Origin of the sequence: Rheinheimera sp. (genome assembly GCF_030690345.1) — a bacterium.
Lineage (GTDB): Bacteria > Pseudomonadota > Gammaproteobacteria > Enterobacterales > Alteromonadaceae > Alishewanella.
On record NZ_JAUYGV010000001.1, the window covers coordinates 545,354 to 566,560 of the forward strand.

Genomic DNA, 21,207 nt, shown 5'->3' on the forward strand with positions numbered 1-21,207 from the left:
TCAAAAACAGCGTGAATAACAGGTATTCGAACAGCTGTGGAGAAGTTAAGCCGCTATGTTAGCGCTGATCTGCACCAAACGGGCACTGGCTGCGGTAAGCGCCGCCTGTTGTGCGTCAGTTCCCATATTTAGTCCTTCGGCATAAACAAAATGCAGATCTTTTAAGCCGACAAAGTTAAAGAAAGTCTGTAAAAACGGGGTCTGGCTGTCCAGGCTGGTGCCCTGATACACACCACCGCGGGTAGCAAAAATAACCACCGGTTTGTCGTCCAGCAAACCCACCGGTCCCTGCTCGGTATATTTAAAGGTCACACCGGCACGGGCAACGCGGTCCAACAAGGCTTTTAACTGCGATGGTACGCCAAAGTTGTACATTGGCACGCCGACAACAATCACGTCTGCCGCTTTAATAAGGGCAATAATGTCGTCTGAGATGGCGGCCAGCTGTTGCTGAGCGCTGCTGCGCTGTTCTGCCGGCGTCATCCAGGCGGCAATTTCGCTCATCTCCAGGTGTGGTACCGGAGTGGCGTTTAAATCCAGCGTATCCAGTTTAAAACCGCCTTGCGGTAACTGTGCAATAAATTGCTGCGCTAACTGAGCTGAGTGGCCTTTATCACCGTTTATAGAACTGTTAATTACTAAAATCTGTTTCATCATAATCTCCTGCTTTTCAGTTAGCTCATAATAAAGTAATTTTTTAGGATGAAAATCAGATTAAAACGCACATATCTTTCTATTTTTTAATTTATAAAATAACCAATCCACCGCCGCGGCTGGCGCGTAAATAAAGCCACAATGCAGTATCAACGTCGGCGAGCGACCTAATCGGGAACATGAAACATGTTGAAGTCAGTCAGCGTACCAAGGCATGATAGAGGGCTTAAACCTCTTACGGATACTCAGGCCGCTATGACAGAGCAACAAAGCAGCAATACGCAATGGGAAGACGCTCTGACGTTTGTTGCCTTGCAACGCGACAAAAGCGCTTATGCTGATTTGTTCAGTTACTTTGCGCCACGGCTCAAAGCCTTTGGCATGAAGATGTTTGGTAATGAACAGCAGGCATTGGAAATGGTGCAGGACACCATGCTCAATGTGTGGAAAAAAGCCGCCTTATTTGATGCATCGCGCGGCTGCGCTTCCACTTGGATTTTTACCATAGCGCGCAACGTACGTTTTGATATGTTGCGCAAAAAGCAAAGCCGCAAAGACGATATCAGTGCCGACGATTTATGGCTCAACGGTGAATACCCCGAGCCGGAGTCTGACAGTGATGCCGGGCAATGGGACAACCAATTGCTGACAGAAAAACTGGCGCCGCACTTCAACCGCTTGCCGCCTGCGCAGCGTGAAGTAATGGAAAAAGTTTACTTACAGGAAAAAACACATCAGGAAGTATCAGACGAACTGGCCATTCCACTGGGCACGGTAAAGTCACGCATCCGCCTGGCGCTGGACAGATTAAGAGAGGCATTAGATGGCACACGCAATTAAATTTCACCCGGGCATGTCTTTGCTGGAACAATATGCCGAAGGCACTTTAACGGCCGATGTAGCGCTGGCGGTTGCCGCCCATATAGATTTGTGTCCGCATTGCCAGCGTTTAAGCCACGATATTACCGTTGACCTGGCGGCTCAGCTGGAAAAACAACCGGTGAAAGCCGGCACTGACGACTGGAGTGATATGCTGGCCGCTATTACTGCCCAGCCACAGCAAGTCAAACCCGGCCCTGCTATGCCGGCAGCAACGCAGCCGATAATAGTAAACCAGCGCGAGTTTGTGCTGCCCCGTGCTCTGCAGCGCCTTGCCGCTAACCATGGTAAATGGCTGCATTTAGGCGGTATTGCCACAGCAAAACTGCCGGCCGGCGCTGAGCATCATGTGTCGCTGCTTTACATCAGCAAAGATACTGAAGTGCCGCAGCATACCCATCTGGGTTTGGAAATGACGTTGGTGTTAGCCGGCAAAATTGTCGATGAAAACGGCGAGTACTGCGCCGGCGATTTACTGATTAATTCGCCCGATGACACGCACACGCCGCGCACTTTGGCAAACGAGGACTGTTTATGTTTGTCAGTACTGAGCGCCCCGCTGCAGTTTAAAAAGGGTCTGACGCGGTTACTCAACCCGCTGCAACAGTTCTTCTACTGAGCAACAACACTGTAAGTTAGCAGGAAGTAGTTTAACGCCGGCGTTTGCCGGCGTTTTTTTATTGTTTTACTTATTTTAGCAGCGCTGTGCCGCCTTTAAGATTAAACACCTTGGTAAAGCCCATCCGGCCCAGCACTTTACAGGCCACCAAACTGCGGTTACCGGAGCGACACACCAGCAATAAAGCTTGTTGGCGTTGCAACTGTTGGTTAATCAGGGCATCGGCCAGTTTCGACAGCGGAATTTCCAGTACCGGATAAGGCTGGCTTAAATATTGCGATAAGGCGCCGGCACTTTGTTCATGCGGCTCACGCACATCCACTATCTGTAAATCCGGCCACTGCTGCATAAAAGCTGCCAGTTGCTGCGGTGCAATAACATCAGTGGCATCAGATAAACTTACTTCCACCAAACCGCACAAATGCTGATGTTGCTGCTGTAATGTAATCGCTTGCTGCTGCAGTTGTGGTTGCCAATCGCTGTCGGCACTGCTGTGCAGCAAGGCCTGCAACAAGGGTTGCTCTTGTTGCGCCAATACCAGATGGGTAAAAAAGCGCTGGGCATAATCATGGCTGGATAAGATCAGCGTGTCGGCATTGACATTAGCCGCCAACAAGCGAATGCTGCCGGCCAGAGCAGCCATATCGCCACCGGCTAAATCGGTGCGGCCAACCCCACCCGGCAGCAATACATCGCCGGTAAACACCGCCACTAATTGCTGTTGCCGCTGCAGCAAAATGCTTACTGCCTCAGGCGTATGGCCGGGCGTTGCCAGCTTTGTCAGCCGGTATTGACCACAAGCCACAGCGTCGCTGTGCTGCGGCCAGCCCAATACATCACAGGGTATCTGGCCGCAAGGGTTACCCAGCAACACTAACAACTCCTGTCGCGCCGATACATGGTCACGATGCAAATGCGTATCCAGCACGGCTTTAAGCGCTAAACCCTGGCCCTGAATAATATTGGCAATACGCCCGGCCAGCGGTAACACCGGATCTATTACCACCGCCTCGCGGCTATGCGGGCAAATCAGCACGTAGCTGCATAATGCTTCGTGTTTTAGCTGCAGCAAACCGCGGGCATGAATTTCCAGCGTGGGTGTAGCATCGGTTAATACCAAACAGTGCTTTGACACCACAGCAGCCAGCGCACGGATGGCCTCACAGGCCTGGTGGCATTCTGCCGCTGTCATTGCCGGGCCAAAAGACAGCCGGATAGCGCCCTGCGAGCGCCAACTCTCCAGCCCCATCGCGTCTAATACAAAGCTGGTTGGCACTTTAGAGCTGCAGGCCGAGCCGGAGCTGACACGGATACCGGCGGCGTCAAATAAGTCCATAATGTCTTTGCTGTAGAAACCCGGCACCGAGAAATTAATAGTAGTGGGCACCACATGCGGCACATCGCTGTTCAGCACTAAGCCCGGAAACACCTGTGTCAAGGCCGCCAGTATGTCGCGCCGGTATTGCCACAACACCTCTTCGCGCTGAAACACCGAACCCACAGGCTTTGCCAGCTCAGTAAACACCGCATGTAACGCCGCTATGCCGGGCAGATTTTCCGTGCCGGAGCGCAAGCCGCTTTCCTGGCCGCCGCCGGCAATAAACGGTTGATAAGGTGTATTTTGGCGCACATATAAAAACCCCACACCTTTGGGCGCATACAGTTTGTGGCCGCTGAACGGCGCGTAATCAATACTGGTGTTGGCAATATGCAGCGCCATCTTACCCAGCGCCTGCACACAATCTACCATCCAGTACACGTGCGGGTTAACACTGCGGATCAGCTGCTCCAGCGCCCATAAATCCTGCTTCACACCGGTTTCATTGTTAGCGGCCATGGTGCAAATCATCGCCGCCTGTGGCAAGGCCGTTTTGATAAAGTTGTAGTCAAGCCGGCCGTGCTGATCCACCGGAATAGCCTGCACCGTGGCGTTAAGCTGCAATACCTTGTTCCAGTGCTTCAGGCTCTCGGGTACGGCTTTGTGCTCTGTGGCGCCATATAACAGCAGTGTATTCGCGCCGCTAAGGCCGCGTTCCCGCGCCGCTAATAACGCCGACACAATAGAGGTTTGAATACCTTCTGTAGCGCCGGAGGTAAAGACTATATCACCGGTGTCGGCGCCGATAAGCTGCCTGGCCAAAGCGCGGGTGCGTTCCAGTTCGACCTTGGCTTTAATGCCGGTTGCATGGCTGCTGCTGGGGTTACCAAAACCGCGCTGCATAGCATGCATGGCGGCCTCTGCCGCTACCGGTAACACCGGCGTAGTGGCATTATTATCGAGGTAAATTTCGCGATGCGACTGGCTGGACATTACCGGCTCCCGTTATAACTCAAAAGAATATGTTATTCCGCGCAATAATAACCGGCAATACGACTAAGCTCAAGGGCACAGCTAAGCTCACGCTGCGCCTTGTTCAACGCCCAAAAACAACAAACCGCCAAAAGGCGGTTTGTTTGCAGCAGGTTACTCGACCAAATCTTTGGGAATTTGCGGCCGTAACTCTGACCACACCAAACCACTTTCTTTACCGTATTTGCGCACCGCCAATACCACTTCATCAAACTTACCGTTTTCAGCATAGAGTTTAATCTGGTGATAATACTTACGCGCCAATTCGCGCGCCTTAGGGTGCGAGAAGTAAAACCGTGCAATCTTGTTATACAAACCACGAAAGCCGTTCAAAATCAGTACATAAATGCGGTTTTCTGAGTAACGTGCCAGTTCATGGTTCAGGTTGTAATCAAACTCGGCAAAGGCTTCCGGCGTATCTTCCAGTGCTTCTGCACCGGCAAACAGCTCGATCACCTGAGGTGAATGGTTTTTTATCGCGCCACGAATATAAATGGCGCTGATATTAGTCCGGGCCGACAATAAATCATCCACCAGTTTCGGCATCTGATCTTCATCCAACCGCGCCAGGGTTTCCAAAATATTTAACCCTGAGGTTTCCCAAAAGTTGTTCACTTTGGTTGGTTTACCGTGCTGAATAGTCAGCCAGCCGTCACGGGCCAACCGCTGCAATACTTCACGCAAAGTAGTGCGGGTAACACCGATTAACTCAGACAGTTCGCGCTCTGCAGGCAAAATAGACCCGGGTGCAAATTTACCGTTCCAGATAGAGTCTACTATATACTCTTCAGCAAACCCGGCCGGGCTTTGCGCTTTAATCAGATTAGTCATGCGGATCTGTCCGTCTTCTTGGTCAAAAAAATTTGGACTGATTGTACCAGAGCGCTGCCAGTTAACAAGTCACCGCCCTAAAATAGCGCTCCCACTCAGCCCGATTGTACATTAACAGCAAATGCCGTAGATTAACGCTGGCAGATAAAAAACTCCCGTCAGAAGGATATAAAATGCTTCAAAAAATCAAACGTTTATCTATGCAACCCTGGGGTTGGGGCCTGGTGGTACTGTCTTGCCTGGCCTTGCTGGGCACCGCGCTGTATTTTCAGTATGGTTTGAATATGCAGCCCTGCATTAAGTGCATCTATGTCCGCAGTGCCTTTGCCGGCGTCTTATTGGCCGGCATTATTGGCTTGCTGGCACCCAAGACTGCCCTGCTGCGCATTGTCGCTTTGGCCGGTATGCTGGCCGCTGCAATATTTGGCATACTGCAAGCGTACGAACTGCTTGAAATTGAACAATTATTGGCTGAAGGCGGCTTTTTCAGCTGTGCCCTCTTTGCCGAGTTTCCAACCTGGTTACCATTGGATAAATGGCTACCGGCGGTGTTTGAGCCTACCGGCAGCTGTGGCGATACCAGCTGGCAGTTTTTAGGTGAAAGTATGGCGTTTTGGAGTGCATTTGCACTATGGGGCTATGCCGCTGTTGCCGCGGTATTGCTGCTGTCGCAGTTTGCCCGTATCAGCAATAACCCGTACCGGGGCTGATGCTGTATAAAAAACACCGGCAAGCGCCGGTGTTTTTGTATCCGTAACCTCTTATAGATTACAGCGCAGGATAATCGGTATAGCCCTCTGCCCCGCTGGCATAAAACAGCTCTGGTTTAGGCGTATTTAATGGCGCATCTTTGGCAAAACGCTGCACCAAATCCGGGTTAGCAATATAAGGTATACCAAAGGCCACTGCATCTGCGGTGCCCGCCGCCAGTGCCGCTTCAGCTGAGGCTTTAGTGAATTTTTCATTGGCAATATACACACCAGCAAACTGCTGCTTCAGTTGCGGGCCCAGGCTATCGTCGCCTTGTGCTTCACGGGCACATATAAAAGCAATACCACGTTTGCCCAGTTGCTGCGCCACATAGCCAAAGGTATCGGCCCGGTGTGAGTCGCCCATAGTATGCGCATCGGCGCGCGGTGCTAAATGCATACCTACGCGGCCGGCGCCCCATACGGCAACTACCGCATCGGTTACTTCCAGCATTAAGCGGGCACGGTTTTCAATGCTGCCGCCATAGTTGTCGTTGCGTTTGTTGGTGCTGTCCTGCAAAAACTGATCAAGCAAATAACCGTTAGCACCATGAATTTCCACGCCATCAAAACCGGCTTTTTTCGCATTTTCTGCGCCCTTGCGGTACGCCTCGACAATACCGGCAATCTCTGCAGTTTCCAGCGCGCGCGGCGTAACATAGGCTTTTTTCGGCCGCATTAAACTAACGTGGCCATCCGCCGCAATAGCACTGGGTGCCACCGGCAGTTGGCCATCTAAATAATGCGGATCCGAGATACGGCCCACATGCCACAGTTGCAACATAATACGGCCACCGGCCTGTTGCACCGCAGCCGTTATCTTACGCCAGCCGGCAACTTGCTCGTCAGACCAAATACCCGGCGTATCGGGGTAACCTACGCCCATAGGGGTAACCGAGGTAGCCTCGGTTAAAATTAAGCCGGCACTGGCGCGCTGCACATAGTATTCCGCCATCAGTTCATTTGGCACACGGCCCTCGCTGGCACGGCAGCGGGTTAACGGCGCCATAATAATGCGGTTAGGTAACTGTAAATCGCCTACTTTTATCGGCTCGAATAAACTGGTCATAATGTGATCCTGTTGGTTAATACTGAATTGATGTATGTCAGAGTTGATTGCTGATTTGCGCCAGAAACTGTTGGATCAGCGCTTCATCACGTTTAAAAAAATGCCACTGGCCTACTTTCTGGCTGCTTATTAGCCCCGCGCGCTGCAAGGTAGCCAAATGCGCCGATACGGTACTTTGCGACAAGCCGGTTTTACGCTCCACTTTACCGGCACACACGCCAAGGCTAAGCGGATGCTCCTGATCAGCAAAATACTGCTCCGGCGTTTTCAGCCAGTGCAAAATGTCACGCCGCACCGGATGCGCCAGCGCCTTAATAATGTCGTCCAGCTGTTTTGGGGTAAGTGTCATTTGTTGTTCATCGTTAAATTTAAATATCGCGATAAAACGATATATAGGGTTAGTGTAACGGCATTTCAAGGGGGGGGTTAAGTTAAATTGGGATTTGCACATAGACTGACCGCTAAGACGGCTACTAAATCAGTTTTAGCACCGAGCATGGGACAGTCCGGCTAAATCAGTGACTTTGACATATAAATCCAGTTCTTCCATAGCATACTCTTTTGGAGGGTCCTGTTCCGGGCGCCAAAAAATTATTCCCCAATCGAAATAATGCCTGTAACAAATATCATCAACCTTCAAATAGATAACATTCGCAGGCTCCAGCAACTTTTCTAGACGCCTATGGCATTGCCTGAACAAACAAGACTGTTAAAATTGACCGGCAGTGTACAAAGCGTCATTATCTGTGCAAGAGCGGTAAGGCTGCCGTGCAACCACGTTTAAACAGGACAAGTATGAGCAAAACCAACAGCGGCGCCCAGGCTTATCAGCAGCAGGAACAAGGTTATCGCGATAAAGCGCTGAAAATGTACCCCTGGGTATGTGGCCGCTGTGCCCGCGAGTTTGTACACTCCAATTTGCGTGAATTAACCGTGCACCATATCGACCACAACCACAGCAATAACCCTGCAGATGGCAGCAACTGGGAGCTTTTGTGTATTTATTGCCATGATAACGAGCACAATAAATTCCACGAATTTGTGCTGTATGGCGGTACTACAGAGCAAAAAGTGGCTGCGGCTACCCATAACCCTTTTGCTGATTTAAAAGCTTTGCTTAATAAACCTAAGACTAAATAGCCTGTTACAGACTACCCTGCCCGCTAGTCGCTCAGAATAATAACCACTACTACAAGCAGCGCACCGGCGGCCAATTGCGCTAACGTCAGCAGCGGTAATAGCGTAGTGTCATGCGTAAGCAAGCTGTTATAGCCAAACAACAGTGCCGCTGCCGGCAGGCTAAACAGCGTGATGACCAGGCTGCGCCGGTGCTGCCACAGCCAAAGCCTGATTTTTTGCCGTAATGTCAGTTTCAGCATGAGGCGTTACTCCTGTCCAGCGTATTGCGTGCCTGCAGCATATAGGTTTTTACACTGCCCAGCGGGATCTGTAGTTTAGCTGCGATTTCAGTTTGTGAATATCCATAAAACTCAGCATAAACAAAAACTTGTTGTTGAATAGTTGATAACGTCGCAATCAGCGTAGCGGCATCCAGCTGCGCGGCAGTGTTGTCGGTATGGCTTAGCGCACCGGGCTCTGCAGCGAACCAGCGATCTTTGAGCCTGGAGAAAATATTACCCGAGCGTTTAGCCTGCAGCATTTCATTGATAGCAATCCGCAGTAACCAGGTAGAAAACTGCGCTTGTTGCTGAAACTGCTGAATATTTAAAAAGGCTTTAACGTAAGTTTCCTGCACCAAATCATCGATGTCGTGGCGCTGACCGGCAGATTTAAACGCCAGAAAGGCGCGCAACTTAGTGTCATAGCGGCTGAACAGCTCATTAAATGCCGCCGCATCTCCCGACACCTGCACTATGGCAACCAGTTGCTCAACCGAGGCCTGTGTTAGCGACACAGCATGATCTTAATTCAGCCTTTGCCGATCAAGCCGGGCCAGCAGTAAAAACGCCAGCCCCAACAACGCCGGTAGAATGGCAATGCCGTTTAATGCGTCGTTTAAGTCCAAATTGCCATTTTGGCGAAAATCGGCAAAGTACGAAAACGCCAGAATACTGCCTGACAGCACCAACAAGAATACCCCTTTACGGGTATCGCGGTTGGCGGAAAAAAAGTGCAGCGCCACTTCACGGATCGTCTCTGGCGGCAAGGTTAGCTGCTGTTGTAATGAGCGTTCCACCATCTGTAAAAACAGGCGCTTTTTCTTGTAGTTATACAGCAGTATTAACCCCATCAGCGCGACCAGGGCGCTGAAGACGATAAGCGGCACCAAAATTTCTGCCCATTCTTGTCCATTCATACTTATTTACTTAATTTCGTTGCCACAATTCTGCACCAAGGTACAGCTGCGACAGCAGTTGTTCAAGTACAGGTTATCCGGCCTCAGCCGGCTGATGGTCATAACTCAGCACATCGCTAAGCTGCCAGGCATCCCCTTGTTTTAACCAGACCGAAGTAAAGCGCGCGGTACCGGTTAGCTGGTCTGGCTTGCCCTCTTCACGCAAATAAAACTGATGCCGGCCATGTTGCACTGCACCATACAGGATGCCGTCACGATACAGCGGAAATGTGCTCAAGCTGCCCACGGTTAACTTGCGAATGGGCTTGTGCGCCATATCACCACAAATGTATTTTTGCGTGTTTTGCATAAACAAGGCTTTATCCTGAAAGCCGCCTTGATCATGATAAAACTTCAGCTGCGGGCTGATGGTGGCATCCAGGTAAGCCAAATCGCACTGGTTAAAGCCGCGCTGAAAAAACTCAGCATCTTTTAATGCCAACTCGTCGTGCAAGCTTTGGTGTGGTTGGATTGCCGGCTTAGCCGACAGCTGTGCGGCAAACACGGCGGTGGTAAGTAGCAGGCTGCTGGATAAAACAGCGCAATAACGGGTAACAGATGTTTTGAGCGTCATAATAAGTTCCGGTGAGTTAATCTGAAACTTAGATGCACGCCGGATGCGCTTTGGATTTACTGCGGCAAAATAATTTTTCGCCGCCGGTTATCCAAGTGCAATGTTAAACATATTTTCGCTGACTTTAACGCCCGGCGATAAGCATTAAGCGCTCTGCCTGCTGCTTTAACGCCTGCTTTAGTTCCGGCGGTGCAATAATGCTGAAATCAAACGGCAGCTGGCTTAACCATTGTGCTAAGCAATAGCAGCTGTCGGTACGGGTGCTAAGTAGTAAGCCCTCTGGCAGTGGCTTTAACATTGATGCCGTTTCACCCATCGCCTGTGCTGCTGTGTGTTTATCGGTATGCAACACAACCTGCACATCTATATTACCCGGCATGCCATACAGGCTTTGGGTGAAATGTTCAGCCGAATCAAAACTGTCCGGTCGGGTAAAGCTATGGTCCAGTAACCCGATATGCTGCAGACGGTCCAGCCGGAAGGTACGCAGCTCCTGCCTCAGATGACAATAGCCGCTCATATACCAGCGTCCGCTGCGAAACAGCAAACCATAAGGGTCAACTTGCCTGGCCACCGGCGCTTGCTGATAAGCGGCATAACGGATAGTGACCGAGCGCTGTTGCTCCAGTGCATCTAACAATGGTGCTAAATGCTGGCCCGGTGTTTCAGCGTCAGATGCAGGCAATATTAACTTAATGGTATCGGCAATAGCGCGGGAGCGGGATTTCAGCTTAGCCGGCATTACCCGCTCCAGCTTGGCCTGAACACTGCTGATAGCCGCTTGTGTATCGGCCAGATTAAGATTATGCGCGGCTAACAAGCCCAGCGACAACGCCAGGGTTTCGTCATTGGTAAACATCATTGGCGGCAATTTAAAACCGGCCACCAGCATATAGCCGCCGTCACAGCCCTGCTCGGTAGTCACCGGAATACCCAGCTGCTCCAGCGCCTGAATATAACGGCGCACCGTGCGCTTATCTACGCCCAGCCTTGTCGCTAACTCAGTGCCGCTTAAGCGGCCGTGAGATTGCAGCAGCTCAAGCAGGCTAAGCACGCGAATAGTTGGGCCGCTCATCGGTAGCTGCGCTTTTTCATCAGTTGCCCCTGTTGTAGTCACTGTTATTGCCGCTGTTGCTACAAGTTACAAAATATAACCGATAATTAGGACGTATTCTGCCCTATATGGGTTTTATTCTGCCTTGGCGGCGGAAAACATCCGCCAATACCCTGACTTTTAGTGGCAACAAGGAATAAACAACATGAAACCATTAACCTTATATACCAACCCTCAATCGCGTGGCCGCATTATCCGCTGGATGCTGGAAGAGCTGAGTGTGCCTTACGAGGTAAAGGTGCTGCAGTATGGCCCTGAAATGAAAGCCGCCGATTTTTTAGCGCTGAACCCAATGGGCAAAGTGCCGGTAATTACCCATGGCGATGTGGTAGTCACCGAAGCGGCCGCCATTTGTGCCTACCTGGCCGATCAGTTTGCCGACCAGCAACTGGCCCCGGCGCCGGATAGCCCAGAGCGCGCCAGCTATTATCGCTGGTTGTTTTTTGCCGCTGGCCCGCTGGAAATGGCCACCAGCGCCAAAGCCTTTGGCTGGCGTATTGATGCCGACAACGCAGCAGCCGTGGGTGCTGGCTTATACGCGGACACACTGAACGCGCTGGAAACCGCCTTAGCTAACGGCCCTTATATTTGTGGTGAGCAATTTACCGCTGCTGATGTGTATGTGGGCAGCCATATTGAATGGGGCATGATGTTTGAAACCTTAGAGCCGCGGCCGGCTTTCACCCGCTATGTACAACGGCTGCAAGCGCGCAAAGCGGCCATTAAGGCTAATGAACTGGATGATGCCCTGCTAAAACAGCCGGCGTAATTATTCTTTGCCGGAACGGCCCTGCTGCCAGGGCCATTTACCGGTTAATTCCAGCTCCAGCGTAAAGCTTAAAAAGGTACGGATTAGCACCACCAGCGCCAGCACGCCCACCGTTTCAAATGTTAACTCCACGGCGACGGTATGAATAATGTCGGCCGCGATTAAAAATTCCAGCCCCAGCAGAATGCCGCGCCCCAGTTGCTGGCGCATCTGTTGCTGAATATCACTTAGCGAATCACCTTTGAGCAGCCGCCAACCACCATGCATCAGCGCGTAAAGCGCAATAACGCTGATAATAGCAATCCCCAACAGCTCAATAGCAACAGCGCATAATTCCGGCAAATTGCCGGCAATGTTAGTTATTCCGTCTGTCATATCAGCTCCTTTCATCAACCAGGCGTAATCCGTGGTTCACGACTTTTTCAACAGTGGTTTAAACAAGCCAAACCGCCAGTCGCGCATCGCCAGCACTATGCTAACACCATTGCGCTGCGCCAGTGGCAAACTGGCTTCCTGCCGGTTTAGTTCATTAAACTCACTGGCCAGCCGCCTGAGCTTGCGCTGAAATTCGTCGTTGCCGGCGGCGGATAACATACCATTTAGTACCAGCAGGCATTCGGCTTTGCTGTTGAAGCGGGCCTGAAAAAACTCCTGAGCAATTTTTTGTTGAAAAAAGCGCTGTATCGGCCCGCCTTCACGCCAGCTGAAATTGGCGGATACCCGTAACCGGATCTTATTGTTTGGCAGTAGCTCTATCAGCTTAAGCCGGTCTAATTGCACCAGCTTACGGATACATTCGTGTTCGGACAACTGATACCAGTCCAGAATATCCTGCATGCTCCAGCGGTTAAGTACTGACACCGCAACCAGCAACAACGTAAGGTCACGCGTGATCTCTTCTTCCTGCTCATAGCTTAGCTGCTGCAATTGCTGCTGTTGTTCACTCATCAACTGCAGTAAGTCTGCCAGCTCCAGTTGCATCAGCTGGCAAACCTGTTCCAGTCGCTGCATTGTGAACTGCTTTTGTGAAAACAGCCTTTTCACACTGGCTTCTGTCAGTTGTAAATGCACAGCCACCTGCACATAGCTTATGCCGTGTTGTTTAAGTGCTTTTTTCACACAGCTAAGCATTAGGTCAATTTGCGACACACATCTCCAAAGGTATCAAAATGCGATACCAAAACAGTGATAACGCACTACTTTAGCATATAAAGTATTAATTTATATTTATTCAAATTAGGCTGCATAGCAATTATTCATCGCACAAAGGAAATGCTCTATGTACAACCAAACCCGTTTATTAGTGGTGTTGATTATCATACTAACTCTGAACGCTTGTGCTACGCAGCAAACCGGCAGCCGCAGCAGCGTGGTGAACTATTTATATCCGGATAAAACCGTGCCGGAAAATTCAACCGGGATCCCCCACCTTACGCTGCCACTGCGCATGGGTATTGCATTTGTTCCTGCGTCATCCGCTCGCCGCAGCAGCACATCAATACCCTGGGTAGAGGTGCACAATAATGAACTGACAGAGAATCACAAAGTACAGATTTTAAATAATATTGCCGCACATTTTACTACTCAGTCTTTCGTTGAGCATATCGAGATTATCCCCTCTGCTTATCTGACACCAGGTGGTAGCTTTGCTAATCTGGACCAGCTTAAAGCTATGTTTAATATAGATGTAATTGCGCTGGTATCCTACGATCAGGTGCAATTTACTGACGACAGTAAGTTATCGTTGAGTTACTGGACATTGGTGGGAGCTTATCTGGTGGCTGGTCAGAAAAATGACAGTAATACGCTGATGGACACCGCTGTATATGCGATAGACAGTCGCAAATTATTGTTTCGGGCACCGGGTACCAGTCAACTGAAAGGCCGTTCAACGCCGGTTAATCTGCAGGAAGAATTACGTCAGGATAGTCTGCAAGGCTTTATGCAAGCCAGCAATAACATGACAGCGAACCTTGAATTGCAGTTAGAACAATTTAAACAACGCTTAAAGCAGCAACCACAAGATATACAACTCAGCTATCAGCGTGGTTACAGCGGCGGCAGTATCGGAATGGGCGCCTTATTGTTATTACTGCTTATATTCAGCAAACGTTTATTTACTTCGGCAACAGCAAGGTTTCGTCAATAGCAATAAAACGGGTAGCGGCTTTTACCAGGGCCTGGGCAGTTAAACCCTCCACACCATATACCTCTACTTCAGTTTGGTACTTAGTGGTAAGTTTGTCTGCCAACAGGCCAAAATCGCCATCGCCGGAGGCCAATACCAGTACATCGCTGTGTTGGCCATATTCAATAGCATCCAGCGTTATACCCACATCCCAGTCGCCCTTGGCAGAGCCATCGGCGCGCTGAATAAACGGCTTAAGTTTTACCTCAAAGCCAATGGCGCGCAGGATGTTTTGAAACTGGCGCTGTTTTTCATCACCGCGATCAATAGCATAGGCAATAGCTTTAATTACAGTACGCCCGGCCGTTACGCGGCGCCAAAAAGCGTTGTAGTCAAAATTGCGCTGATACGCCTCACGGCTGGTGTAGTAGATGTTTTGTACATCTACCAGGATAGTAACGCCGATCATGGCAGGCCTCTGATAGCAAAACAGCTAAGCTAACCGGCAACGCAGTAAGCTGCAACCGTTTTTACGTTATAAAGCAAAGGCTTTTTAATTGAACCATCCCGCCCTGTAACAGACCAACTTACTGCAATTATTAACTGACATTGCAATTCCTGATTCAAAAAAGCGATTAACACGATAGGCAAATCCGGCTTTCGCCGCCTGATGTTCAGGTCTATAGTCAATGCACTGTCAAAGCGGGTATATGCAGTACACCCTACGAAAATCCACGTTGCAAGGAGTAAAATATGGACAACAACAACTCAGGCGGAAAATGCCCTGTGATGCATGGCGGCAATACCAAAGTGGGCGGCGCCGGCACGAAAAATATGGACTGGTGGCCTAACCAGCTGAACCTGAAAATTTTGCACCAAAATGACAAAAAATCGAACCCGCTGGGGGAGGATTTTAACTACGCCGAAGAATTTAACAAACTTGATTTGGCGGCAGTTAAAAAAGACCTTGAGCATGTGATGACCGACTCGCAAGATTGGTGGCCGGCAGATTACGGCCACTACGGGCCTTTTATGATCCGCATGGCCTGGCATGCTGCCGGTACCTACCGCATGGGTGATGGCCGTGGCGGTGCCGCTACCGGCAACCAGCGTTTTGCACCGCTAAACAGCTGGCCGGACAACGGCAACCTGGACAAAGCCCGCCGCCTGCTGTGGCCGGTAAAACAAAAGTACGGCAACAAGCTATCCTGGGCCGACTTATTTATTCTGGCCGGTAACGTAGCACTGGAATCTATGGGCTTTAAAACCTTTGGTTTTGGTGGCGGCCGTGCCGACATTTTCGAGCCGGAAGAAGATATTTACTGGGGTGCGGAAACCGAATGGCTGGCCACCAGCGACAAGGCCAACAGCCGTTATTCCGGCGAGCGCGACCTGGAAAACCCGCTAGCGGCGGTACAAATGGGCCTGATTTACGTTAACCCGGAAGGCCCGGATGGCAACCCGGATCCGCTGGGCTCCGGCCGTGATGTGCGCGAAACCTTCGCCCGGATGGCGATGAATGACTATGAAACCGTTGCGCTAACCGCCGGTGGCCACACTTTTGGTAAAGCGCACGGTGCCGGTGATGCCGCCCATGTTGGCGCCGAGCCGGAAGCCGCGCCTATTGAACAAATGGGCTTTGGCTGGAAAAACAGCTTCAGAAGCGGCAAAGGTCGCGACACCATTACCAGTGGTATTGAAGGTGCCTGGACCCCGACGCCAACCAAATGGGACAACAGCTATTTTGACGTGCTGTTTGGTTACGAGTGGAAATTAGTAAAAAGCCCGGCCGGCGCTCACCAATGGGCAGCAATTAATCTGGCAGGCAAAGATCATGCGCCGGATGCGGCAGACACCAGTGTCCGCGTAGGGATTATGATGACAACCGCCGATATGGCAATGCGTGAAGACCCAGCCTATCGCAAAATTTCTGAGCATTTTCACAAAAACCCGGCCGAATTTGCCGACGCCTTTGCCCGCGCCTGGTTTAAATTAACCCATCGCGACATGGGGCCAAAATCACGCTACCTGGGGCCGGAAGTGCCGGCAGAAGATTTGATTTGGCAAGATCCGGTGCCAGCAGTAGATCATGAGCTGATTAACAATGCCGATATTACCAGGCTGAAAAGCGCTATTTTGGCGTCCGGTTTAGGCGTATCGCAACTGGTGTATACCGCCTGGTCGTCCGCGTCGACCTTCCGTGGCTCTGACAGCCGTGGTGGTGCCAACGGTGCCCGCATCCGCTTAGCGCCGCAAAAAGACTGGCAGGTAAACCAGCCGGCTCAATTGCAACAGGTACTGAGTGTGCTTGGCAGCATTGCGCAGAACTTTAATGCTGCACAAAGCGGCAATAAAAAGGTCTCGCTGGCCGATATTATTGTGCTGGCAGGTGCCGCTGCCATAGAAAAAGCCGCTCTGGACGTTGGTGTAACCGTGGCCGTGCCTTTTGCCCCGGGGCGCACTGATGCCACAGACGAGCAAACCGATGCCGAATCGTTCGATGTACTGGAGCCGGTGGCAGATGGCTTCCGAAACTATATGAAAACAGCTTACACCGTATCGGCGGAAGAAATGCTGTTGGATAAAGCACAACTGCTTACTCTAACCGCGCCGGAGATGACAGTGTTGGTCGGTGGTATGCGTACACTTAACGCCAATTACGGCCAGACGCAAGATGGTGTCTTTACTGATAAGCCCGGCACGCTGAGCAACGATTTCTTTGTTAACCTGTTGGATATGAATACGCAGTGGCAACCGGTATCAGCAGAGGCGCAGCGGTTTGAAGGCCGCGACCGTAAAACCGGTCAGGTTAAATGGACCGCCAGCCGTGTTGACCTGGTATTTGGCTCTAACTCGCAACTGCGCGCCATCGCCGAAGTATATGGCGCCAGCGACGCTAAACTGAAGTTTGTCACAGACTTTGTTAAAGCCTGGACCAAAGTAATGCACGCCGATCGTTTTGATCTGCGCTAACAGCACTAATGCTGTGGCAAATTAGCCGCAGCTGAAACAACGGGCGCATATACTGCGCCCGTTTTTATTGGCGCAACATTATTGCTGACACAAGGGCACAAACTGCGCATTAAGCAGCCGGCGTAAATCCTCAGCGCTAAGCTCAATTTCCAACCCACGCCGCCCGGCGCTAACGTAAACAGTAGCGAACTGCTGCGCCGAGCTGTCAATTAAAGTGGGTAACAGCTTTTTTTGCCCCAGCGGGCTTACGCCACCCAATACATAGCCGCTGCTGCGCATTACATCGGCGGCAGTGGCCATTTCGGCTTTTTTCACGCCAAGTGCTTTGGCAACCTGCTTCATACTCAACAGCTGGTCTACCGGCAACACGGCTACCGCCAACTGTTTTGCATCCAGGCTCAGCACCAGGGTTTTAAATACCTGCTGTGGCAACAACCCCAGTTTTTCTGCCGCTTCCAAACCATAAGAGGCGGCGGCCGCGTCATGCTGATATTGATGCAGCTGGTGGTTTATCGCGTGTTTTCTTAGCAGTTCAATTGCCGGCGTCATAGCACTCTCACTTTATTTTTAACTCTAACAATACATCTTCTGCAATATGGCAAAATTAAACACTGAAAATACGCAAAATAATCACCACTTTGTCACCATGGCCGCATTTTTATTGCAAACTTCGCCAATATCATACAAGCGTTTTAAATAAACACTGTAGCGAAAAACAGCACAGAACAAGTTGTATCATTACAGTGTTTTTATTAGGATAGCTAAGATAAACAAGGAAATAGTTGCATATTTTACCGGGAACAGCTGCTATCCGGATCTGGCCTGAGCCCTTTATAACGGAAATACTATGTTAAGTCGTATTAAGCAGTTGTTGTTTTTAACTGAGTCAGATCTTAACTCCACCTCTGTTGCGCTGTTACAGCAAAGTACCTTAAGAATTATTTTAACCTCCGGCCTGTTGCTGGTGCTCGGCATTGCCCTGCACAGCTCGTGGCAAGCTTACCAGCTTGGCGCCTGGTATATCATCGCTATTACCTCTGTTTTTTATCTGGTACTGCTGCTGGCGCTTTACTTCTCCGCACAGTCTTTAGCATTAAGTAAACTGTTGTTACTTACCACAGTGTTCTGCGCCGGGCTTTGTATGTTGCTGTTTATTGATAACTTCGAGCTGTCTAAACTCGGTGTTATTTTTGTTTATACCGCGCCGCTAATTGCATTGCTGTTTTTTTCCGCCCGTATCACCCTGGCGGTAATGCTGCTGAATGTGTTGCCCTACCTGTATTTATTGTATGGCACCAGCCCGGTCAACCTGTTTAATATTTCTATTACCCTGCCGGCCACAGCAGAATATTTACATAGCCTGCTGTTTCTGTTTTTTAATCTGTGTATTCCGCTTGCGGTAATGAGGGTGATCAGCACCCTAAAACGTAATGCTGCCACACTGCAACAGCAAAATATGCTGATGAATGAGAGCAATCAGCTGTACCAGGATATTTTTAATCACCATAGCAAAGCCACGCTGTTGCTAACCAGCGACGGCATTATTTTAAAAGCCAATGCCAGAGCCAGAAATATTCTTGGCATAACCAATGCCGAACACCGCAATATTATTGAATTGCTAAAAGCCACCGAACCAGGCCAGGGCGCGTTTTGGCTGGGGCATGAAACCGAAAGCACCCTGCGTACCAGCCCGGCAACTTATATATTGCTGGACCATATTTGTCATACGCAGCAGCAACATCATCTGGTGCAACTGGACAATATTACGCCGTTAAAACAGCTGCACCAAAAGCTGTCTGCCGATACGCAAAAAGAAGATTTGTGGCGTAACTACGATCCGCTTACTACGCTGCCCTGCCACAGCTTTTTTCTGCATTTGGTCAGCCAATATGCCGAATGCCCGGCCGGCAGCCTGATGATGATAGTAAGGTTGTGTCATATCAAAGCCTTTAACCATCAGCACAGCTACCATGAGGGCGATGAACTGTTAGCCGCCTTCGCCCGGCAACTGCGCTCTGCATTGCCGGAGAATGTTATCTGTGCCAGGTTGCGTGGCGTAAAGTTTATTTTATGGTGCCCGCTGTCTGAGCACAGCACCTCATTTAGCGAAGAAGCTCAGCGCATCAGCCAATTATTACCCAAAGTAATAGAACTGTCTGTCGGCACTATACAACCGATATATGAAATGGGCGTGAGCATCTCGAACCAGCCGCTGCCGGTGCCGGAGATTATGCGCGAGCAGTGTGAGTCGGCATTAGAGTCAGCAGAGGCTTACATTCACCCGCTGTCGTTTTATCAGGCCGACATACTGCAGCAGCGCAACAATGAGCTGCGCTTACTGGCCGAGCTGAAAAAAGCCTTACAGCTCGATACGCCGGAGCTGTGGCTCCAACCCAAAGTGCACCCGGATGGCCGCATTATCAGTTTTGAAGCCTTATTACGCTGGCAAGACAAGGACGGCAACTATGTGGCGCCGGACATTTTGGTGGCACTGGCAGAGCAGTATGGCCTTATTGTGCAGCTATCCGGCTGTGTATTGCGCAAGGTGCTGCAGATCATTGAGCAGTTTAAGCAACAGAATATCCGTTACCCGATTGCTATTAACCTGGCTGGCTCTGACTTGTTGTCGAACGAGTTTTATAACGCCCTGATTGATGTCGCCACCCATAAACCTGAAGTTCTGCGCATGCTAACGCTGGAGCTGACCGAAAACAGTATTGTCAGCCATCAACAGCCGTTATTTAATAAGTTGCAGGTGTTAAACCGGCTGGGGTTTGAACTGGCGTTGGATGACTTTGGTATCGGCCAGGCATCCCTGAGTATTCTCAGCAAGCTGCCGGTAAACTGCATTAAATTAGATAAAAGCTTTTTGCATAAGGTACCGGATGACCAACGGCAAACGCAGTTAATTCAGTCGGTAATGCAAATGGCGAAAACACTGAAGCTGCAACTGGTGATCGAAGGTGTGGAAACCGATATTCAGCGCCGTTTTTTGCAACGGCTAGGCGCACAAATTATGCAAGGTTACTTTTTTTCCAAGCCTATGCCGGTAGGCCACTGGTTAACACAGTTAAAAAACACAGCGCACCAGGCCGAGTCCAGCCTGGTTTAGCAGTGACAGACCGTTCGATTTTGTTTGTAAGATACGCAGATATTTCGCAGCATTTAACCTGTTGCATCGCAAGGTGGCGGCGCGTAGCCTAGCCCTACTCTTTAGCCACACGGCATAACACCATGACATCTTCTTTGGCTCCGGTATTATATCTGCCGCACGGCGGCGGCCCGTTACCCTTACTTGGCGATCCAGACCACCGGGCGCTGACACAATTCTTGACTCAGCTTGGCGATAAGCTGGCCACTCCGGCGGCCATACTGGTAATAAGTGCGCATTGGGAAAGCCCCCAACCGGCGCTTACTGCCGCGGAAAACCCATCGTTGTTGTTTGATTACTCCGGCTTCCCGGCGCAAAGCTATCAGCTTAGCTACCCTGCCCCGGGCGCCCCCCAACTGGCCGTTCAAATAGCAGAGCAACTGCAGCAAGCCGGTTTTGCGGCAGAATTAAACCCCGGCCGCGGTTGGGATCATGGTGTTTTTGTGCCGCTACTGTTACTGCGGCCGCAGGCTGATATTCCTGTGCTGCAGTTATCATTACTAAAGGGGCTTGACGCCAAAACGCATATTGCCCTGGGTGAAGCAATCAGCTTTTTACGGCAGCAAAACGTGCTGATTATTGGCTCCGGTATGAGCTTTCATAATATGCAGGCGTTTTTTAATGCCAACCTGGTTAGTGATTCGCAGTTAGAGGCATTTAATCAATATTTTATCGACAGTCTGCAACCACAGTACAGTTATGCTGAACAGGCGAAGCGGCTGATTAACTGGCAGCAAGCGCCTGACGCGCGGTTAATGCACCCGCGCGAAGAGCACCTGCTACCGCTGCACGTGTGCTTTGGTGCCGCCAAAGGTAGTACCGCACAGGTGCTGTTTAACAACAAAGTGCTGCACAAGACCGTATTGGCATTTGGCTGGTAAAAACGCCGTCGCCAAAATGCAATAAAGCAGCACCATTAAATAGCACTGCGGTTTTAACGCTGCTTTATTGCACTTTCAGTACCGCATCCGGCACAACATCTTTGCTACAG

The 21,207-nt window shown here is 50.4% G+C and carries 23 protein-coding genes; 9 read left to right on the plus strand and 14 right to left on the minus strand.

Features of this window, described 5'->3' with window-relative positions; all coding sequences use genetic code 11:
- Window positions 1-45: 45 nt before the first annotated feature.
- A complete protein-coding gene (locus Q8O77_RS02590) occupies window positions 46-654 on the minus strand; it encodes an FMN-dependent NADH-azoreductase (protein ID WP_305551307.1) in 609 nt (202 codons plus the stop codon).
- 255 nt (window positions 655-909) lie between these two features.
- On the opposite strand from Q8O77_RS02590, the gene Q8O77_RS02595 reads away from it, so the two are divergent.
- Together Q8O77_RS02595 and Q8O77_RS02600 are read left to right on the plus strand one after the other, a co-directional pair.
- A complete protein-coding gene (locus tag Q8O77_RS02595) occupies window positions 910-1,494 on the plus strand; it encodes a sigma-70 family RNA polymerase sigma factor (RefSeq protein WP_305551308.1) in 585 nt (194 codons plus the stop codon).
- Window positions 1,478-2,152 carry a ChrR family anti-sigma-E factor gene (locus tag Q8O77_RS02600; protein WP_305551309.1) on the plus strand — a complete coding sequence of 225 codons (675 nt, stop codon included), beginning with the start codon at window positions 1,478-1,480 and terminating at the stop codon, window positions 2,150-2,152. Before Q8O77_RS02595 ends, Q8O77_RS02600 begins: the two co-directional genes overlap by 17 nt.
- 70 nt (window positions 2,153-2,222) lie before the next feature.
- Here the strand turns inward: Q8O77_RS02600 and Q8O77_RS02605 are convergent, their stop codons facing one another.
- Both Q8O77_RS02605 and fadR read right to left on the minus strand, forming a co-directional pair.
- A complete protein-coding gene (locus tag Q8O77_RS02605; RefSeq protein WP_305551310.1) occupies window positions 2,223-4,463 on the minus strand; it encodes an aminotransferase class V-fold PLP-dependent enzyme in 2,241 nt (746 codons plus the stop codon).
- A 153-nt stretch (window positions 4,464-4,616) separates the two neighbouring features.
- Window positions 4,617-5,333 (minus strand): fatty acid metabolism transcriptional regulator FadR, encoded by a 717-nt coding sequence (gene fadR, locus Q8O77_RS02610; RefSeq protein WP_305551311.1) that lies wholly within the window; start codon window positions 5,331-5,333, stop codon window positions 4,617-4,619.
- A gap of 173 nt (window positions 5,334-5,506) precedes the next feature.
- Between fadR and dsbB the strand changes: the two genes are divergently transcribed.
- Window positions 5,507-6,043: a disulfide bond formation protein DsbB gene (gene dsbB, locus Q8O77_RS02615; protein WP_305551312.1), complete on the plus strand. Its 537-nt coding sequence runs from the start codon at window positions 5,507-5,509 to the stop codon at window positions 6,041-6,043.
- Between the two features lie 58 nt (window positions 6,044-6,101).
- Here dsbB and Q8O77_RS02620 read toward each other — a convergent pair whose 3' ends face one another.
- Window positions 6,102-7,151, minus strand: coding sequence for an alkene reductase (locus Q8O77_RS02620; protein WP_305551313.1), 1,050 nt, complete (start codon window positions 7,149-7,151; stop codon window positions 6,102-6,104).
- Between the two features lie 37 nt (window positions 7,152-7,188).
- Window positions 7,189-7,500: a helix-turn-helix transcriptional regulator gene (locus Q8O77_RS02625; protein WP_305551314.1), complete on the minus strand. Its 312-nt coding sequence runs from the start codon at window positions 7,498-7,500 to the stop codon at window positions 7,189-7,191.
- A gap of 446 nt (window positions 7,501-7,946) precedes the next feature.
- Between Q8O77_RS02625 and Q8O77_RS02630 the strand changes: the two genes are divergently transcribed.
- On the plus strand, window positions 7,947-8,291 hold the full coding sequence (locus Q8O77_RS02630) for a YajD family HNH nuclease (protein WP_305551315.1): 345 nt from the start codon (window positions 7,947-7,949) through the stop codon (window positions 8,289-8,291).
- A 23-nt stretch (window positions 8,292-8,314) separates the two neighbouring features.
- Here Q8O77_RS02630 and Q8O77_RS02635 read toward each other — a convergent pair whose 3' ends face one another.
- The 5 genes from Q8O77_RS02635 to Q8O77_RS02655 all read right to left on the minus strand — a co-directional run bounded on the left by Q8O77_RS02635 (window position 8,315) and on the right by Q8O77_RS02655 (window position 11,156).
- Window positions 8,315-8,530, minus strand: coding sequence for a hypothetical protein (locus tag Q8O77_RS02635; RefSeq protein WP_305551316.1), 216 nt, complete (start codon window positions 8,528-8,530; stop codon window positions 8,315-8,317).
- Complete coding sequence (locus Q8O77_RS02640) at window positions 8,524-9,066, minus strand: RNA polymerase sigma factor (protein WP_305551317.1); 543 nt, start codon at window positions 9,064-9,066, stop codon at window positions 8,524-8,526. Before Q8O77_RS02640 ends, Q8O77_RS02635 begins: the two co-directional genes overlap by 7 nt.
- Before the next feature lie 9 nt (window positions 9,067-9,075).
- Entirely contained in the window at window positions 9,076-9,468 is a 393-nt protein-coding gene (locus Q8O77_RS02645) for a DUF6249 domain-containing protein (protein WP_068230632.1), read from the minus strand.
- A gap of 73 nt (window positions 9,469-9,541) precedes the next feature.
- Window positions 9,542-10,081 (minus strand): nuclear transport factor 2 family protein, encoded by a 540-nt coding sequence (locus tag Q8O77_RS02650; protein ID WP_305551318.1) that lies wholly within the window; start codon window positions 10,079-10,081, stop codon window positions 9,542-9,544.
- A gap of 124 nt (window positions 10,082-10,205) precedes the next feature.
- Window positions 10,206-11,156, minus strand: coding sequence for a YafY family protein (locus tag Q8O77_RS02655; RefSeq protein ID WP_305551319.1), 951 nt, complete (start codon window positions 11,154-11,156; stop codon window positions 10,206-10,208).
- Window positions 11,157-11,340: 184 nt separating this feature from the next.
- Here Q8O77_RS02655 and Q8O77_RS02660 point away from each other — a divergent pair, with 184 nt between their 5' ends.
- A complete protein-coding gene (locus Q8O77_RS02660; protein ID WP_305551320.1) occupies window positions 11,341-11,964 on the plus strand; it encodes a glutathione S-transferase family protein in 624 nt (207 codons plus the stop codon).
- Here the strand turns inward: Q8O77_RS02660 and Q8O77_RS02665 are convergent, their stop codons facing one another.
- Window positions 11,965-12,339, minus strand: a complete 375-nt coding sequence (locus tag Q8O77_RS02665) for a DUF1622 domain-containing protein (protein ID WP_305551321.1) — start codon at window positions 12,337-12,339, stop codon at window positions 11,965-11,967.
- Between the two features lie 36 nt (window positions 12,340-12,375).
- Window positions 12,376-13,095 carry a helix-turn-helix domain-containing protein gene (locus tag Q8O77_RS02670; RefSeq protein ID WP_305551695.1) on the minus strand — a complete coding sequence of 240 codons (720 nt, stop codon included), beginning with the start codon at window positions 13,093-13,095 and terminating at the stop codon, window positions 12,376-12,378.
- 148 nt (window positions 13,096-13,243) lie between these two features.
- Between Q8O77_RS02670 and rhlP the strand changes: the two genes are divergently transcribed.
- The gene (rhlP, locus tag Q8O77_RS02675; protein ID WP_305551322.1) at window positions 13,244-14,113 is read left to right on the plus strand and encodes a rhombotarget lipoprotein; all 870 of its coding nucleotides are present in this window, start codon (window positions 13,244-13,246) and stop codon (window positions 14,111-14,113) included.
- Here rhlP and Q8O77_RS02680 read toward each other — a convergent pair.
- Window positions 14,082-14,561: an NYN domain-containing protein gene (locus tag Q8O77_RS02680; RefSeq protein ID WP_305551323.1), complete on the minus strand. Its 480-nt coding sequence runs from the start codon at window positions 14,559-14,561 to the stop codon at window positions 14,082-14,084. The two genes, rhlP and Q8O77_RS02680, sit on opposite strands and share 32 nt — an antisense overlap.
- Window positions 14,562-14,845: 284 nt before the next feature.
- On the opposite strand from Q8O77_RS02680, the gene katG reads away from it, so the two are divergent.
- Window positions 14,846-17,065: a catalase/peroxidase HPI gene (gene katG / locus Q8O77_RS02685; RefSeq protein WP_305551324.1), complete on the plus strand. Its 2,220-nt coding sequence runs from the start codon at window positions 14,846-14,848 to the stop codon at window positions 17,063-17,065.
- A 78-nt stretch (window positions 17,066-17,143) separates the two neighbouring features.
- Here the strand turns inward: katG and ybaK are convergent, their stop codons facing one another.
- Window positions 17,144-17,614 carry a Cys-tRNA(Pro) deacylase gene (ybaK, locus tag Q8O77_RS02690; RefSeq protein ID WP_305551325.1) on the minus strand — a complete coding sequence of 157 codons (471 nt, stop codon included), beginning with the start codon at window positions 17,612-17,614 and terminating at the stop codon, window positions 17,144-17,146.
- Window positions 17,615-17,912: 298 nt separating this feature from the next.
- Between ybaK and Q8O77_RS02695 the strand changes: the two genes are divergently transcribed.
- Entirely contained in the window at window positions 17,913-20,177 is a 2,265-nt protein-coding gene (locus Q8O77_RS02695; protein WP_305551326.1) for an EAL domain-containing protein, read from the plus strand.
- Between the two features lie 122 nt (window positions 20,178-20,299).
- Complete coding sequence (locus Q8O77_RS02700; protein WP_305551327.1) at window positions 20,300-21,097, plus strand: class III extradiol ring-cleavage dioxygenase; 798 nt, start codon at window positions 20,300-20,302, stop codon at window positions 21,095-21,097.
- The last annotated feature ends 110 nt before the right edge of the window (window positions 21,098-21,207 follow it).